Source organism: Streptomyces sp. NPDC007164 (assembly GCF_040634135.1).
Taxonomy (GTDB): Bacteria; Actinomycetota; Actinomycetes; order Streptomycetales; family Streptomycetaceae; genus Streptomyces; species Streptomyces sanglieri.
In genome coordinates, this window is record NZ_JBEYFB010000058.1 from 1 (window position 1) to 16,211 (window position 16,211).

12 protein-coding genes and 2 pseudogenes are annotated in these 16,211 nt (G+C 70.0%); 11 read left to right on the top strand and 3 right to left on the bottom strand.

Annotated features, from left to right (window positions below; genetic code table 11):
* The 3 genes and pseudogenes from ABZ622_RS36885 to ABZ622_RS36895 all read left to right on the top strand — a co-directional run.
* Positions 1–111: pseudogene (locus tag ABZ622_RS36885) on the top strand (IS5/IS1182 family transposase); the annotation flags it as partial.
* 78 nt (positions 112–189) lie between these two features.
* Positions 190–741: pseudogene (locus ABZ622_RS36890) on the top strand (LysR family transcriptional regulator); the annotation flags it as partial.
* A gap of 130 nt (positions 742–871) precedes the next feature.
* Positions 872–1,096 carry a hypothetical protein gene (locus ABZ622_RS36895; RefSeq protein ID WP_360550977.1) on the top strand — a complete coding sequence of 75 codons (225 nt, stop codon included), beginning with the start codon at positions 872–874 and terminating at the stop codon, positions 1,094–1,096.
* Here the strand turns inward: ABZ622_RS36895 and ABZ622_RS36900 are convergent.
* Both ABZ622_RS36900 and ABZ622_RS36905 read right to left on the bottom strand, forming a co-directional pair.
* Positions 1,093–2,457: a radical SAM protein gene (locus ABZ622_RS36900; RefSeq protein WP_360550926.1), complete on the bottom strand. Its 1,365-nt coding sequence runs from the start codon at positions 2,455–2,457 to the stop codon at positions 1,093–1,095. The two genes, ABZ622_RS36895 and ABZ622_RS36900, sit on opposite strands and share 4 nt — an antisense overlap.
* Positions 2,458–2,631: 174 nt before the next feature.
* Positions 2,632–3,468, bottom strand: coding sequence for a pentapeptide repeat-containing protein (locus ABZ622_RS36905; RefSeq protein ID WP_360550928.1), 837 nt, complete (start codon positions 3,466–3,468; stop codon positions 2,632–2,634).
* A gap of 234 nt (positions 3,469–3,702) precedes the next feature.
* Here ABZ622_RS36905 and ABZ622_RS36910 point away from each other — a divergent pair, with 234 nt between their 5' ends.
* The 7 genes from ABZ622_RS36910 (at position 3,703) to ABZ622_RS36940 (ending at position 12,670) form a co-directional block, all read left to right on the top strand.
* Positions 3,703–5,070: an FAD-linked oxidase C-terminal domain-containing protein gene (locus ABZ622_RS36910; RefSeq protein ID WP_360550930.1), complete on the top strand. Its 1,368-nt coding sequence runs from the start codon at positions 3,703–3,705 to the stop codon at positions 5,068–5,070.
* Between the two features lie 87 nt (positions 5,071–5,157).
* A complete protein-coding gene (locus ABZ622_RS36915; protein WP_360550932.1) occupies positions 5,158–5,649 on the top strand; it encodes a hypothetical protein in 492 nt (163 codons plus the stop codon).
* Between the two features lie 88 nt (positions 5,650–5,737).
* Positions 5,738–5,965: a hypothetical protein gene (locus ABZ622_RS36920; RefSeq protein ID WP_259934187.1), complete on the top strand. Its 228-nt coding sequence runs from the start codon at positions 5,738–5,740 to the stop codon at positions 5,963–5,965.
* A 305-nt stretch (positions 5,966–6,270) separates the two neighbouring features.
* Complete coding sequence (gene rhaI / locus ABZ622_RS36925; protein ID WP_360550934.1) at positions 6,271–7,437, top strand: L-rhamnose isomerase; 1,167 nt, start codon at positions 6,271–6,273, stop codon at positions 7,435–7,437.
* Between the two features lie 71 nt (positions 7,438–7,508).
* A complete protein-coding gene (locus ABZ622_RS36930; protein WP_360550936.1) occupies positions 7,509–9,554 on the top strand; it encodes a bifunctional aldolase/short-chain dehydrogenase in 2,046 nt (681 codons plus the stop codon).
* Positions 9,555–9,642: 88 nt separating this feature from the next.
* On the top strand, positions 9,643–11,121 hold the full coding sequence (locus ABZ622_RS36935) for a rhamnulokinase family protein (RefSeq protein ID WP_360550938.1): 1,479 nt from the start codon (positions 9,643–9,645) through the stop codon (positions 11,119–11,121).
* An 85-nt stretch (positions 11,122–11,206) separates the two neighbouring features.
* Positions 11,207–12,670, top strand: coding sequence for an L-fucose/L-arabinose isomerase family protein (locus ABZ622_RS36940; protein ID WP_360550940.1), 1,464 nt, complete (start codon positions 11,207–11,209; stop codon positions 12,668–12,670).
* Positions 12,671–12,705: 35 nt separating this feature from the next.
* Here ABZ622_RS36940 and ABZ622_RS36945 read toward each other — a convergent pair whose 3' ends face one another.
* A complete protein-coding gene (locus ABZ622_RS36945; protein ID WP_360550942.1) occupies positions 12,706–13,779 on the bottom strand; it encodes an enoyl-CoA hydratase/isomerase family protein in 1,074 nt (357 codons plus the stop codon).
* Positions 13,780–14,031: 252 nt separating this feature from the next.
* Between ABZ622_RS36945 and ABZ622_RS36950 the strand changes: the two genes are divergently transcribed.
* Positions 14,032–16,164: a SpoIIE family protein phosphatase gene (locus ABZ622_RS36950; RefSeq protein ID WP_360550944.1), complete on the top strand. Its 2,133-nt coding sequence runs from the start codon at positions 14,032–14,034 to the stop codon at positions 16,162–16,164.
* Positions 16,165–16,211: the final 47 nt, after the last annotated feature.

Below are 16,211 nucleotides of genomic sequence, written 5' to 3' on the forward strand. Positions count from 1 at the left end.
GACCACAAACGCTGGAAACAACTGATCCGCTGGACTCACCGACGCGAGACGCTGCCCGCCACCTACCAGGCCATCGCCGGCCTCGTCTCCGACCGAGCTACTGCAGCCTGAAATCGGCCGCCACCAGTCAGCAACGACGCCTCACCCGCTATCGCGCACCAACTCGTAAAGAGGATTCATGATCGCTGCATGGAGCTGCGTCAGCTGCACTACCTCACCGTGATCGCCGACGAGGAGAACCTCGGACGGGCCGCACAGCGGCTGTACGTCAGCCAGCCGGCCCTGTCCTACGCGTTGAAGAGCCTGGAGTCCGAATTGGGTGTTCGGCACTTCGACCGGCACGCCGGGGGTGTGTCCGCGACCGACGCCGGCCGGGAGATCATCGCCGAGGCCCTGCTCACGGTCCGCCAGTCGGAGCGGGTGTCCGCCGTCGCCGAGCGGCACCGGCGGGGTGAGACAGGCGTGCTGCGGGTCGGTTTCGAGGCGAGCGGTGCGGGTGAACTCACCACCCGGGCACGGGCCGAGTTCGCGCGGCGTCATCCCGGAGTGCGAGTGGTGCCCAGGCGGTACGACTGGGGGCAGGAGGCTGCCGCGCTGCGTGCAGGACTGGTCGACGTGGCCTTCGTCTGGTTGCCCAACGATCTGACCGGTCTCCGCTCCGAGCCGGTGCGTACGGAGCCACGCGTCGTGGGGTTGCCGTCGGGACACGTGCTGGCGGGACGCGACGGGGTTTCCGTACTCGATGTGGGTGACGAGCCGCTGATGTGGACCGAGCGTGCGCCGCGCGAATGGGTGGACTGGTGGGCGGTCAACCCCCGGCCGGACGGGTCGAGTCCGAGATGGGGGGCCGACCAACGACAACGTCGAGGAGATGCTGGAGCAGGTGGCGGAGGGCTCCGCCATCTGCTTCGCGCCGATGAGCATGGCCAGGTACTACGCCCGGCCCGATCTCGCCTGGGTGCGTCTGACCGATGTCGAGCCGCTGCGGACCGTGCTCGCCTGGGTGGACGGCACGGACAGCAGCCTCGTGCGGGGGTTCGCACGCGTGGTGCGTGAACTGGCGGCTGCCGCCCCCGGCGGCCCGGACCAGCGCTAGAGGCAGTCGTCCGGACGGGCCGGAAGACTGTCCATGAACGAGCTGACGGAGAAGACGGCGCGGCCGGCGCCGGGCGGGCCGTAGCCGGGGGGCGAGCTGAGACCGTACTCCTCCATGGTCGCCCGGTAGGCGTCCAGCAGGCGGATGTAGTACTCCAGCGGCGCCCCGTCCGGGTTGGTCTTCCCGAGCGGGGTGGTGGGCTCCGGGCACCAGGTGGTGAACCGCGGGGTGATGCCGTGCGACATGAAGAAGCGCAGGCCCTCGGTGGTCGAGGCGATGGCTTCGTCCACCGTGGTGAAGCCGAAGGGCTCGGCCATCTCCACGCCCGCCACGAAGTTGGGGATGACATTGCGGGGGCCGAAGACCTCCGCGGAGTCCAGGATGCGGCGGTGCCACTCGTCACGGCCGACGTAGCGTTCCTTGCCCGGGCAGTAGAGCTCGAACAGCCGGCGGTCCCACACCTCGTAGTTGGGGTGGTAGATCTGCACGCCGTAGTCGTGGAACCGCTGCACGTCGGCCTTGGGCAGAGCCTGGGCGACGACCTTGCCGATCCAGCGGCCGGGGAAGCGCTCCTCGATGGCCTTGGCGTACTGACCGTAGAAATCGGCCTCGTCGCGACCGCCAATGTGGGAGGTGATGGCCCCACCGGTGAGAGTGTAGGCGGTGGAGGTCTTCGCCGTGTCGTACTTGTCGATGATGGCCAGCGCCTCCAGGACCTCCTCGACCGGCTTCACTCCGGTGTACGGACGACCCGCCGCCTTGTGCTGGCGCCAGTTGTGGTTGATGTCGCAGTACTGGCACTCCTCCTTCGCCCCGAAGTACTGGCAGACCCGGAAGACCGTCAGATAGACGAGATACCCCCACTGGATGGTGGGCGCCACCTCCATCACGGACTTGCCGTTCTCCAGTGTGTGCCGGTAGTAGTCCGGCATGGGCGGCAGGCCCACGTCGGAGATCCGCCGCCCGTCGAGATACAGCCCGAGCACACCGTCGTCGTCGGCCGCGACACGGTACGGGGACGCCGGGTTGACCCGGACCGACACGACGGTTCTGCGCAAGTCGTACGGTCCGCCAGTGAGGACGATCTCCTCGGGCGGGCGGCGCAGGGCGGCGGCGCCGAGCTCGGGGAGGGTGCCGTGGTCGAAGGAGAAGATGAAGTAGGACTTCGGCTTGACGTCACCGCCCTCGTTGTCGCTGAGCGCGGACTCGTCGAAGGCCAGGCCGCCGCGCAGCAGGTCTTCCTTGATGACGGCTTCCCGGGGCACGTGCGGGAACTGCTCCATGAGGCGCTCGACCAGACGGGTGCGGTTCCCGTCCGTGCGATGCGGTTCGGTGCTGCTGCGGTCGGTACTGCTGGCCATGTGCGGGACTCCTCGGTCCGGTCGTCTGCGGCGTTCCGGGTACGCCACACTGTGCAACGAACCGGACATGTCCGCAGTGCCCCGGCGCACCGGCCGATTCGTCAGGGTGCGTCGGGCCCGGTCCACGGCCGTCGGTGGCGCGGCCCCGGTCGGTGGCCGCCTCCGGGCCCGAGTTCACCGGGCCCAGTGCGTGGGGCGGACGAGGGAGGGCGGGAGTTTCGTCGCCGCGTCTCCCCCTGCCGCGTTGAGCTGGGACTGGGTGAGGAAGAGGCTCGTCGTGAGGTCGGCGCCGGACAGCTCCGCGTCCCGGAAGTCGGCACCTATCAGGTCGGCCAGGCGCAGATCGGCACCGGTAAGGTCCGCTGCGATCAGATACGCGCCGCGCAGGTCGGCGCCCCGCAGATCGGCGCCCCTGAGCCGGGCTCCGATGAGGTCGGCGCCCCGGTGGTCGCTCTTCTTCCTGCGCGGCGCCGTGGCGCGTACCAGCGCGCCTGCACGGCGCAGCAGCTCGGCCACGCCGTCGCGGTGCCCGGCCACGTCCAGTTCGGGGAACGCGTCCGCCGGGAGGTGGGTGAGGCGTTCCGTCTCGTCGAGGGCGAGCCGGATCTCGTGGTGGAGGGAGCGCGCCGCCTCCAGGGACAGCGCTTCCGTGAGGTACCAGAGCAGCTCGTGGAGCTGCCGCATGACCGGGAACACCTGGAACATCTGCTGGGCGGTCCGCGGGGCGCTGCGCCAGTCCTGACCGTGGAAGGTCTCGCCGGAGACCTTCTGGCCCGCCCCGAAGCAGTCGTACACGGTGCAACCGGGGAAGCCCTGGGTCCGCAGCTCGGTGTGGATGCCGCAGCGGAAGTCCTTCTGGAGGTTCCGGCAGGGCTTCCCGGCGTCCTTGTCGATCGCGAAGTCCGCGGACCGTGTCAGGGTCAGTGCTACGCAGCACAGCCCGAAGCAGTTCGCGCAGTCGGCGCGCAGCGCGGCACGATCGGTGCCGGGGCCTTGGACGTTGTCGGGCACGGTGCGTGGATCCTCCGGGTACGGAATTGTCGGACGGCCGACCTTATCGGGATCCGTCACCCGTTCGCGTTAATTTCATGATCATCATCGTGCCGGTCGGATCTGGGCCACTCGCCGCGGGGTGCCCTTCTGCCACCGGTCCCGCGCGTCGGAGCGGGGGCTCCGGTCCGGTCCTGGACTCCACGCGCAATGATGATGGGTAGTACATCTTTGTAGTGGGAGGTGGCCACGGACGTGGCGAACGCAGCAGTCGACGACATCCCTGCCCGGCGGGTACTGACCGATCCGGCGGGCCTCGCCCGGTATCGGCACGACGAGGCCGAGTGGGCCCCGTACGGAACGCCCCTGGCCGTAGTGCGTCCGCAGAGCACCGAAGAGGTCCGGGATATGGTCCGGCACTGTCTGGCCCACCGCATTCCGCTGGTGCCGCGCGGCGCGGGCACCGGCCTTTCGGGGGGTGCGAACGCCGTGGACGGGGCGATCGTCCTGTCCTTCGAGGACATGAACCGCATCGTGCGCATCGACCCGGCGGAACGGCTGGCCGTCGTCCAGCCGGGAGTGGTCAACGACGATCTGCGGGCGGCGAGTGCGGAGCACGGGCTCTGGTATCCGCCGGATCCGGCCAGCTCGCCCTGGTCGACGATCGGCGGGAACGTCGCGACCAACGCCGGGGGCATGTGCTGCGTCAAGTACGGAGTGACGCGCGACTATGTGCTCGGCCTCGAAGTGGTCAACGGACTCGGCGAGGTCGTCGCGCTCGGCAGGCGCACCGCGAAGGGTGTGGCGGGATATGACCTGGCCGGGCTGATGGTCGGCTCCGAGGGCACCCTCGGCGTGATCACGGAGATCACGGTGCGGCTGCGTCCGGCACGGCCGCAGGAACGGACCGTGGCCGGATACTTCTCGTCGGTGGTGGCCGCCGGTGAGGCGGTGAGCGCCGTGACCGCGTCGGGCGTGATTCCTTCGGCTCTCGAACTGGTCGACCGTCATTGCCTGGCGGCCGTCGACGCCTGGAAGAAGATGGGGCTCTCGGCCGACGCGGACGTGGTGCTGCTGGGACGGGTCGACACGCCGGGGGCCGAGGGCGACGCCGAGGCCGAGCTGGTACGGGAGTGCTTCGAGCGGGCGGGGGCCACCTGGGCCGCGGTCTCCACGGACCAGCAGGAGGCCGATGCGCTGTTCCAGGCACGCCGGCTCGCCTACCCGGCGCTGGAACGGCTCGGTCCGGTCCTGACCGAGGACGTGTGCGTGCCCAGGACCGCGGTGCCCGAGATGCTGGCCCGGATCGAGAGGACAGCGGCCCGGCACGACATCCTGGTGGCCAACATCGCTCACGCCGGGGACGGGAACCTGCACCCGCTGATCATCACCGCGCCCGGCGACGAAGCCGCGCGCGCCCGTGCCCAGTTGGCCTTCGAGGACATCCTCGACGACGCGATCGCCCTCGGTGGCACGGTGACGGGTGAGCATGGAGTGGGGCTGCTGAAGATGCGCGGCATGAACAAGGAGCTGGGCTCCGCGGCGCTGGGCATGCATCACGCGGTGAAGGCGGCGCTGGACCCGCACGGCATCCTCAACCCGGGCAAGGTGCTCGGCTGCTGAAGGGGCCGACCGTGCCCCGTGCCCGAGCCGCTGTCAGTGGCGCGACGCACACTGGCAGCAGTACGGCACGGTCGAAGGGGGACACTGATGGACACCGAGGGCGGGGCCGGTTTCGAACCGGCGACCGGGGACGGTCCGAGGGCTCCGGAGCCGGACGCGAAACGCTCCGCTTCCGTGCGGACCGCGTTCGAGGGAATGCTCCAGATCCGTCGGCTGACGAACACCGGACACGCCGACCCGCAGGGTGTACCGGCGCGCTGGGAAGTGCTCCGACCGGTACGGGCGGTCGCCATCGCCCTGGAGGCATCGGGCCTGGCCCCCTCGGCCGTCGACGGATCGGGGCTGCGGACGGCGGCCGGTTACCGCTTGCAGCAGGGTGAGGCACCGGGCGGTGTCCGTGTCGAATGGCTCGGTCCGCCCGGCAGCGGGGCATCCCATTTGGAAGAGGCCGGGCTGACCCGGTGTTCGGCGGCACTGCGGGAGTTGGGCTGGACGGTGCTGCTGTACCGAGGAGCTCGGCGCCGAAGATTCCTGGAGGTCGAGCCACCGGCCGGGACGCGGAGACCGGACGGCGGATGACGGGCCGCCCCGCGCCGCTGTCGACCGGCGTTGTCAGACCCATGGGGGATGCTGGTGGGTCCGACACCTCTGACCGGGAGATGCTGAGATGCGCAATGACGAACTCGCCGCGGCCCAGGCGTACGTCCGACTGCTGGAAGCCACCCGCGCCGCGCTCGCGGATCCCGATGACGGCCCCTTGTACGTGCCGTTGCTCGCCTCTCCGATCGCCGAGGCCGACGGCGCGCTCCAGCGAGCCGGCCTCTGCGGCAACGAGTCCCGCTTCTTCGACCTGGTGAGCTCGCTGCAGCCGGGCATGTCCGTCGGCGGTCGCTGAGCCGAGCGGACCTTGCGGGCGCCACCGCGATCGCAAGGGTGCCCGGCAGCCGGACGGGGCCGGACGGGATCGCACCGGCCGGCCTCACGCCGGCGCTCTTCACCTCGCCGCCCCGATGCGGCACCATGCGTCGAACGGCTCGTCAGGTCGGCCATCACTCGCGATGAATTGATTCAACCCGCCAAGAGAACCCGACCAGATCCTTGACTGGAAGCTCCTGACAAACCTAGCGTACGGTCCTGATGAAACGATTCATACATCCGAACGGTCTCCGGTCGCTGGATGACTCTGCTTACGAGGTGTTCATGTCTGATGTGTCGGCCGTCAAGGCAGCGTTGAAGTCCCAGGTCATCGAGACGCCCTCGTGGGGGTACGGGAACTCCGGGACGCGTTTCAAGGTGTTCGCACAACCGGGTGTGCCGCGCGACCCGTTCGAGAAGATGGAGGATGCGGCGCAGGTGCACGCCTTCACGGGTGTGGCACCGAAGGTGTCGTTGCACATCCCGTGGGACAGGGTCGAGGACTACGCCGCGCTGACCCGGCACGCCGAGGCGCTCGGGCTGCGGATCGGGGCGATCAACTCCAACGTCTTCCAGGACGACGACTACAAGCTCGGTTCGGTCACCCACCCCGATCCGAAGGTGCGCCGGAAGGCCACCGACCACCTGCTGGAGTGCGTAGACATCATGGACGAGACCGGGTCCCCCGATCTCAAGCTCTGGTTCTCCGACGGCACGAACTACCCCGGGCAGGACGACATCACCGCTCGTCAGGACCGGCTCGCCGAAGCGCTGGCCGAGGTGTACGAGCGGCTGGGCGACGACCAGCGGATGCTGCTTGAGTACAAGCTCTTCGAGCCGGCGTTCTACGCGACCGACGTTCCCGACTGGGGCACGGCGTACGCGCACTGTCTGCGGCTCGGCCCGAAGGCCCAGGTGGTCGTGGACACCGGGCATCACGCGCCGGGCACCAACATCGAGTTCATCGTGGCCTCCCTGCTGCGCGCGGAAAAGCTCGGCGCCTTCGACTTCAACTCCCGGTTCTACGCGGACGACGACCTGATGGCGGGGGCCGCCGACCCGTTCCAGCTGTTCCGGATCATGCACGAGGTGGTCAGGAACGACGGTCTGAAGCCCGAGACGAACGTCAACTTCATGCTCGACCAGTGCCACAACATCGAGGCGAAGATCCCCGCCGTGATCCGGTCGGTCGCCAATGTGCAGGAGGCGACCGCCAAGGCGCTGCTCGTCGACATGGTGGCGCTGGGCGCCGCACAGCGGTCCGGCGATGTGCTGGCCGCGAACGGTGCCCTGATGGACGCGTACAACACCGATGTGCGTCCGTTGCTGGCCGAGGTGCGTGAGGAGCTCGGCCTGGCGAGGGATCCGTTCGCCGCCTATCTGGCCTCGGGCAATCAGGAGCGGATCGCCGCCGCCCGGGTCGGTGGCGAGCAGGCCGGCTGGGGCGCCTGAGCCCCGGCCTCCGCTCTCCGCCGTACGACCATCGCCCCGTTCAGACGGACCCCCGACCAAGAAGGAAACTCATGACCTCCGCGACGCATCCCGAAGTCGCCGCGCTCCTGGAACGCGCGCACCGGATCGGATCCGACGCCCGGAACACCAACTACGCCGGTGGCAACACCTCGGTCAAGGCCAACGGCACCGACCCGGTCACGGGTGACGACACCGAACTGCTGTGGGTCAAGGGTTCGGGTGGTGATCTCGGCACGCTCACCGAGGCCGGGCTCGCCGTGCTGCGCCTGGACCGGGTGCGCGCCCTCAAGAGCGTGTACCCGGGGGTGGAACGCGAGGACGAGATGGTTGCCGCGTTCGACTACTGCCTGCACGGCAAGGGCGGTGCCGCCCCGTCCATCGACACGGCGATGCATGCCCTGGTCGAGGCCGCCCACGTCGACCATCTGCATCCGGACTCGGGGATCGCGCTGGCGTGCGCCGCCGACGGCGAGAAGCTGACCGCGGAGTGTTTCGGCGACAAGGTGGCCTGGGTGGACTGGCGCAGGCCGGGATTCCAGCTCGGTCTGGACATCGCCGCGGTCAAGGAGGCCAACCCCCGGGCCGTCGGGGTGATCCTGGGCGGGCATGGCATCACGGCCTGGGGCGAGACGTCCGAGGAATGCGAGCACAACGCCCTGTGGATGATCCGCACCGCCGAGACCTTCCTCCAGGAGCGGGGCAGGGCTGAACCCTTCGGCCCCGAATGGGCGGGCCGGGAGCCGCTTCCCGAGGAGCGGCGCCGCGAGCGCGCGGCCGCGCTCGCCCCGCTGATCCGCGGTCTGGCCTCCACCGACCGTCCGCAGGTGGGGCACTTCACCGACAGCGAGCCGGTGCTCGATTTCCTCGCCCGTGCCGAACACCCGAGACTCGCCGCCCTCGGCACCTCCTGTCCGGACCACTTCCTTCGTACGAAGGTCAGGCCTCTCGTCCTCGACCTGCCCTCGGACGCCCCGCTGGACGAGGCGGCAGCGCGGCTGAAGGAGCTGCACGGGGAGTACCGGGAGGAATACCGTGCGTACTACGAGCGTCATGCCTCGCCGGACTCCCCCGCGATGCGCGGTGCGGACCCGGCGATCGTGCTGGTGCCCGGGGTCGGCATGTTCTCCTTCGGCAAGGACAAGCAGACGGCCAGGGTCGCCGGGGAGTTCTACCTCAACGCCATCAATGTGATGCGTGGCGCGGAGGCCGTCTCCTCGTACGCACCGATCGAGGAGTCCGAGAAGTTCCGGATCGAGTACTGGGAGCTGGAGGAGGCCAAGCTGCGCCGGATGCCGGAGGCCAAGCCTCTCGCCACCCGGGTGGCGCTGGTCACGGGCGCGGGGTCCGGCATCGGCAAGGCCATCGCACACCGGCTGGTCGCGGAGGGAGCATGTGTCGTCGTCGCGGACATCGACGCGGCCAACGCCTCCTCCGTGGCGGAGGATCTCGGCGGTGCGGACAAGGCTTTCGCCGTGACGGTCGATGTGACCGGTGAGGAGGAGATCGCCGCCGCGTTCCGGGCCGCAGCTCTCGCCTTCGGCGGTGTGGATCTCGTGGTGAACAACGCCGGGATCTCCATCTCGAAGCCGCTGCTCGAAACGACGGCCCGGGACTGGGATCTCCAGCACGACATCATGGCGCGCGGCTCGTTCCTGGTGTCGCGCGAGGCCGCCCGGATGATGACGGCGCAGAACCTCGGTGGTGACATCGTCTACATCGCGTCGAAGAACGCGGTGTTCGCGGGTCCGAACAACATCGCCTACTCGGCCACCAAGGCCGATCAGGCGCATCAGGTGCGGCTGCTGGCCGCCGAGCTGGGCGAGCACGGCATCCGCGTCAACGGCATCAACCCCGACGGTGTGGTGCGGGGTTCGGGAATCTTCGCGGCCGGCTGGGGCGCCCAGCGTGCGGCGACGTACGGCATCGAGGAGGAGAAGCTCGGCGAGTTCTACGCCCAGCGGACCATCCTGAAGCGCGAAGTGCTTCCGGAGCATGTGGCCAACGCCGTCTTCGCGCTGACCGGCGGGGAGCTCACGCACACGACCGGACTCCACATTCCCGTCGACGCCGGCGTCGCCGCGGCCTTCCTCCGATGACTCCTGTCGCGGCGGTACCCCGGATGGATGTGCCGAGGCGAGCTCGCGGGGTGCCTCGGTGTTCCGCGATCACCTGGATGAGAGGGTCATGGCCGTGACGTCAGGGAGCGACGCGACCTTTGCCGCCGTGGACCTCGGTGCCACCAGCGGGCGGGTGATCACCGGCCTGACCGGGCCGGAGAGGCTCACGCTGACCGAGGTGCACCGGTTCGCCAATACGCCGGTCCGGCTGCCGGACGGGCTGCGGTGGGACGTGCTCGCGCTGTACCAGGGAATGCTGGACGGTTTGCGGTCAGCCGCGCGCAGCGGTCCGATCGCCTCGATCGGCATCGATACGTGGGCGGTCGACTACGGCCTTCTCGATGCCGACGGGGCCCTGCTCGGGCTGCCCTTCCACTACCGCGACAGCCGGAACGGAAGGGCGGCCGAGCAGGTGCTGGCGGTGTGCGGGGCGCAGGAGCTGTATGCCGTCGGCGGCTTGCAGCATCTGCCGTTCAACACCGTGTTCCAGCTGGCCGCTCACCGTACGAGTGCCCAGTGGGGTCCGGCCCGGACCATGCTCCTCATCCCCGATCTGCTGACGAACTGGCTGACCGGCACGGTGGGCGCGGAGATCACCAATGCGTCGACGACCGGTCTGTTCGACGCGTCGGCCGGCGCCTGGTCCGACGAGCTGATCGGGAGGCTGGGCCTGGAGCGTTCCTGGTTCCCGCCGTTGCGTGAGCCGGGTGATGCGGCGGGAACGCTGCTGCCGCACGTCGCCGAGTACACGGGGCTGCCGGCCGGGACGCCGGTGACGGCCGTGGCCTCGCACGACACGGCCTCGGCGGTCGCGGCGGTGCCCGCCACCGAGCCGGGGTTCGCCTATGTCTCCTGCGGTACGTGGTCGCTGGCCGGACTGGAGCTGACGGCTCCGGTACTGACGGAGGAGTCCCGCGCAGCCAACTTCACCAACGAGCGCGGGGTCGACGGCACCGTGCGCTATCTCCGCAACATCATGGGGATGTGGCTGCTGGAGGAGTGCCGGCGTACCTGGGGCCTGCGGGGCGACGCACCTGGACTGGCCGAGCTGCTCGCGTCGGCGGCCCGCGCCCGGCCGTTCGCCGCGGTGGTCGATCCCGACGACGAGGCGTTTCTCTCGCCGGGTGACATGCCGTCGCGGATCGACGCCCATCTCGTACGGACCGGGCAGGTACCTCCCGACAGTCCGGGCGGCTATGTCCGGTGTGTCCTGGAGAGCCTGGCGCTGGCTCATCGCAGGACGCTGCGGCAGGCCGCCGCCCTCGCGGGGCGGGAGCTGAGCTGGATCCATCTCGTCGGCGGGGGTTCGCGCAATGAACTCCTCTGCCAGTGGACCGCCGATGCCACGGGGCTGCCCGTCACGGCCGGCCCGGCGGAGGCGACCGCGCTGGGCAACATCCTGTTGCAGGCGCGCGCCCATGGGCTGGCGGGCGACCTCATGTCCATGCGACAACTGGTAGCACGGACCCAGGAGTTGCGCCAATACACCCCGCAGGGCGACCGGCGGGCCTGGGACCGGGCGGCCGCGAGGCTGGCCCCGGGCTGATCCGGTGCGGCCATTGCCCTCGACGGAAACCCGGGCGCCCCTCGGGGAAGCCCGGGCCTTCGACGGAACCGAAGGAAGGAACCTCATGACTGATGTCCCGCCCGCCGCGCTCGACGGTGTGCTCGCCCGCACCGTGCGCCGTCGTACCCGGATCGGCCTGGTGTCCGGCGGACTCGGTGCGTACTGGCCGCAGTTCCCCGGTCTCCTCGACCGGCTGCGGGAGTCGGCCCGCTTCGTGACCGGGCGGTTCGAGGAGATGGGCTGCGAGGTCGTCGACGCCGGTTTCATCTCCGATCCGCAGGAGGCCGCGACGGCCGCGGAACGGCTCCGCTCGGCCGACTGCGACATCGTCGTGACGTTTCTGACGACGTATCTGACCGCCTCGATGGTGCTGCCGATCGCCCAGCGCGCGCACGCTCCGGTGCTGGTCATCGATCTCCAGCCGACCGAGGCGATGGACCACCCGGACACCGACACGGGCAAGTGGCTGGCGTACTGCGGGCAGTGCCCGCTGCCGGAGGTCGCCAATGTGTTCCGGCGCGGCGGCATTCCCTTCCGCTCCGTCTCGGGCCATCTGCACGACGAGAACGCGTGGAACCGGATCCGCCGCTGGATCCGTGCCGCTCAGGTCCGCGCCGCGCTGCGCCACGGCCGGCACGGTCTGATGGGCCACCTCTACCCCGGCATGCTCGACGTCTCCACCGACATGACGCTGGTCTCCACCCAGTTCGGCGGGCATGTCGAGGTCCTCGAATTCGACGACCTGCGGGTCCGGGTCGCCGCCGTCACGGACGAGGCGGCCGCCGAACGGGTCGCGCTCGCGCGTGCGGTCTTCACCCTCGACGACTCCGTCGACGAGAACGATCTGGCGTGGGCCGCCCGCGTGTCGGTCGGGCTGGACCGGCTCGTGGAGGACTTCGCACTCGACAGTCTCGCCTACTACCACCGCGGTCTGGAGGGCGAGATCCACGAGCGGCTCGGCGCCGGCATGATCCTCGGCGCGTCGCTGCTGACCGCGCGCGGCATCCCGATGGCGGGTGAGTACGAGCTACGCACCAGCCTCGCCATGCTGATCGCCGACACCATCGGCGCCGGAGGCTCCTTCACCGAACTCCAGGCCCTCAATTTCCGGGACCGGGTGGTGGAGATGGGCCACGACGGCCCGGCCCATCTCGCGATCAGCGCCAAGGATCCGCTGTTGCGCGGACTCGGCGTCTACCACGGCAAGCGCGGCTGGGGCGTGAGCGTGGAATTCGACGTCAGGCACGGACCGGTCACCACGTTCGGCGTCGGGCAGGAGGCCGACGGGACCTTCACCTTCATCGCCTCCGAGGGCGAGGTGGTGCCCGGGCCGCTGCTGGAGATCGGCAACACCACCTCGCGGGTCGACTTCGGTTTCGACCCGGGCGAGTGGACCGATGCCTGGTCCGCGACCGGCATCGGTCATCACTGGACGCTGTGCACCGGCCATCGTGCCAAGGACCTCAAGGCCGCGGCCGACCTGCTCGACGTCCCGTTCCGCACGGTCGACGGGCCGAACGACCTCTGATCGCCGAATGTGGTCCTCCGTCCCGCCGAAGCGCCTCAGTCCGTCGTTCCGGAGGTGGCGGCCAGGCCGAGTTCGCGGTCGCCGAGCGGGGCGAAGAAGAGTGCGACGTCGGCGTCGGTGACCCCGGCGAGAGCCGCCGGGCTCCACCGCGGGTCGCGGTCCTTGTCGATGATCTGGGCGCGTACGCCCTCCACGAAGTCGGGCCTGGTGAAGGCGGTGCACGAAGTCCGGTACTCCTGGTCGAGCACCGCCTCCAGGCTGCCGAGCCGACGCGCCCTGCGCAGAGCGGAGAGGGTCACCTTGAGCGAGGTGGGCGACTTGGTCAGGATGGTTTCGGCGGCCTGCTTGGCGGCAGGGACGCCGCTGTTGTCGAGCCGGTCGACGATCTCCTCCACCGAGGCCGCCCCGTAGCAGGCGTCGATCCACTCACGGTGCGCGGCCAGTTCGCCCTCCGGCGCGGGTGAGGCGTACCGCAGCACCGTCTCCTCGATCTCGGCGGCCGTGCCGCAGTCGGCCAGGCCCGCGGTGAGTCCGGCGAGCCGCCGCGACGGAACGAAGTGGTCGGCGAGGCCGCACAGCAGCGCGTCGCCGGCGCCGACCGCTTCCGCGGTGAGCGCCAGGTGGGTGCCCAGCTCGCCGGGAGCCGCACCGAGCAGACGGGTGCCGCCGACGTCGGGGACGAATCCGATGCCGGTCTCGGGCATGGCGATGCGGGAGCGTTCGGTGACGACACGGACGTCACCGTGGGCCGAGACTCCTACGCCGCCTCCCATCACGATGCCGTCCATGATCGCGACGTACGGCTTGGGGAATCGGGCGATGCGGGCGTTGAGCCGGTATTCTTCGCGCCAGAAGTCCATCGACTCGCTGCCGCCGGCCCGGGCGTCCTCGTAGATGGACCGGATGTCGCCGCCCGCGCAGAGCCCCCGCTCGCCCGCGCCGGTGATCAGGACCGCGATGACCGAGTCGTCGTGCTCGGCGTCGGTGAGTGCTTCGGCGACGCGGGCCACCATGGCGTGATTCAGTGCGTTGAGGGCACGTGGGCGGTTCAGCGTGATGTGCCGGATGCATCCTTCGGTGTGCAGCAGAACTGGATCTTCGTGGTTCATGAATGCGCTCCGGTCAGCCCCTGTGCCGTATCGACCGCCGATCGCGGACGATCTTCCGCTGCCATTCTGCGGGGCGGGGCCGGTGTCGGGACAGCAGAGGTCCGGAGTCCGCGCGGCCCGCACGATCCTGTCTTCCAGCCGGATTTCGCCGGGTTTCCGCTGTGGCAACCTGCCGGAAGCGGTTCGACAATTGAGTCACCCAGTACGGGCCGCGCCGCCCGGCAGCCCCGCCCGGCGACCTCCGGAGCAGGAATGACCGATCACGACCAGCAACCGAGCACTTCCGTCCCGCCTCGCCCGCTGATCGAGAAGTCGCACAATGGCGAGATCGCGACGGCTCAGCGCCTTGCCATGAATCGGATGGGCAGCTTCGAGTGGGACGTGGAGGCGGGAACGCTCGACATGGACGATGCCGGGCTGCTGGTGTTCGGTCTGGATCCGCAGACCTTCGATTCACGGCCCGAGACCGTGCTGGACCGGCTGGAACAGTCGGAACGGACCCGTCTCGATGTGGCGATCGACGAGGCGATCAAGAGCGGTCGCAGTTCGTACAGCGTCCATTTCCGGGTTCCGATGGACGACGGCAGGGAGCAGTGGACCCGCATCCAGGCACGAATCCTGCGCAGCGACGACAGCCGGGCGCACCGGATCGTCGGGGTGGTGCAGGATGCCACCGCGGAGGTCACCCATTCGGCCTTCGTGCTCGATCTGGAAAAGCGGCGGCAGCGACAGACCAGCATCGTTGAACGCACAACGAGCGCGCTGTCACGTGCGGTGACCGTCGACGACGTGACCGCGGCGCTCACCGGACCGGGCGGGCTCGCCCGGCTCGGGGCGGACGGTCTCTCGCTGGGCCTGGTCGAGAACACCACGCTGAGCGTCATCGCCCTGAGCGGCGATTCGGCGGAGGCGATCGACGGGCTCGGGGACGCCGGGCTGGACCGGCGGTTCCCCCTGGCGGACACCGTGCTCAGTGGCCGGCCCCGCTTTCTGACCTCGGTCTCGGCTCTCACCCATCGCTACCCGGTGCTTGCCCCCTCGGCCGGCCGGCTGAAGTTCCGGGCCGCCGCCTATCTGCCGCTCGTGGCCCAGGCCCGTCCTCTCGGCACACTGGCGCTCTTCTACCGCGAGAACACGTCCTTCAACGCGGACGAGCGCAACCTGTGTCTGGGGCTGGCCGCCATCGTGGCGCAGTCCCTCCAGCGCGCGAAGCTCTTCGACGAGGAACGCGAATTCGCCACCGGGCTCCAGTCCGCGATGCTGCCGCGGCGGATCCAGGAGATCGAGGGCGGCGAGATCGCCGTGCGCTACCACGCCGCCTGGAGCGGACGGCAGGTCGGCGGTGACTGGTACGACGTGATCGCGTTGCCCAAGGACCGGTTCGGGATCGTGGTCGGTGACGTACAGGGGCACGACACGCACGCCGCCGCCATCATGGGCCAGTTGCGCATCGCGCTGCGCGCGTACGCCGGCGAGGGGCACCCTCCCTCGACGGTGCTGGCCCGGGCCTCGCGCTTCCTCGCCGAACTGGACACGGACCGCTTCGCGACCTGTACGTACGCCCAGGTCGATCTCGCGTCGGGCACGGTGCGCGTGGTCCGGGCCGGGCATTTCGGCCCGCTGATCCGGCACATGGACGGGCGGGTCGGCAGCCCCCAGGTGCGGGGCGGTCTGCCGCTGGGCATCTCGACCGACTTCGAGGACGAGGAGTTCCCGGAGACCCGGCTCGACCTGGTTCCGGGCGAGACGCTGGTTCTCTACACCGATGGGCTGGTGGAAGAGCCTGGTGCCGACATCGACACGGGGTTGCAGGCGTTGATCAATGAGGTGAGCGCGGGGCCGGCGAGCGCCCAGGCGCTGGCCGACCATCTCTCGGACCGGCTCTGGGAGCGTTGGGGTTCGGGGGACGATGTGGCTCTGCTGGTCCTTCGGCGCAGCCCGGACCCCGGGTCGCCAAGGGCCCCGCGACTGCACCAGTACGTCCACCAGGCGGACCCGGAGGGCCTGTCCGACGCCCGGAACATCGTGCGACAGGCCCTGACCGACTGGGAGATGGCCGAACTCGCCGACGACGCCGAGCTGGTGACCGGCGAACTGCTGGTGAACGTCCTGCTGCACACGGAGGGCGGCGCGGTCCTCACACTGGAGGTGCTGCCGGAGCCGGTCCGGCGGGTCCGGCTCTCCGTCCAGGACCGCTCCAGCGCCTGGCCGAGGCGACGCAGTCCGGGCGAAACCGCGACATCGGGCCGGGGGCTGCTGCTCCTGGATGCCGTCGCCACTCGCTGGGGCATCGAGCCTCGCGGCGAGGGCAAGGCGGTCTGGTGCGAGATCGGGCCCTCGGTGCCGCCCGTCGTCACTGTCCGGCCGGCCGCGCAGCAGGTGTGACGGTGTTTCGAAGGGCGCGCCGCCCCACGCGCCGGGCGTGCGGCGGC

Bases quoted from the DNA above. Each gene is read 5' to 3' on its own strand.
- ABZ622_RS36935 (WP_360550938.1), top strand. From the start codon at position 9,643: ATGGCCGTGACGTCAGGGAGCGACGCGACCTTTGCCGCCGTGGACCTC.
- ABZ622_RS36945 (WP_360550942.1), bottom strand. From the start codon at position 13,779: ATGAACCACGAAGATCCAGTTCTGCTGCACACCGAAGGATGCATCCGG.
- ABZ622_RS36940 (WP_360550940.1), top strand. From the start codon at position 11,207: ATGACTGATGTCCCGCCCGCCGCGCTCGACGGTGTGCTCGCCCGCACC.
- ABZ622_RS36895 (WP_360550977.1), top strand. From the start codon at position 872: ATGCTGGAGCAGGTGGCGGAGGGCTCCGCCATCTGCTTCGCGCCGATG.
- ABZ622_RS36915 (WP_360550932.1), top strand. From the start codon at position 5,158: ATGGACACCGAGGGCGGGGCCGGTTTCGAACCGGCGACCGGGGACGGT.
- ABZ622_RS36920 (WP_259934187.1), top strand. From the start codon at position 5,738: ATGCGCAATGACGAACTCGCCGCGGCCCAGGCGTACGTCCGACTGCTG.
- ABZ622_RS36900 (WP_360550926.1), bottom strand. From the start codon at position 2,457: ATGGCCAGCAGTACCGACCGCAGCAGCACCGAACCGCATCGCACGGAC.
- ABZ622_RS36930 (WP_360550936.1), top strand. From the start codon at position 7,509: ATGACCTCCGCGACGCATCCCGAAGTCGCCGCGCTCCTGGAACGCGCG.
- ABZ622_RS36950 (WP_360550944.1), top strand. From the start codon at position 14,032: ATGACCGATCACGACCAGCAACCGAGCACTTCCGTCCCGCCTCGCCCG.
- rhaI (WP_360550934.1), top strand. From the start codon at position 6,271: ATGTCTGATGTGTCGGCCGTCAAGGCAGCGTTGAAGTCCCAGGTCATC.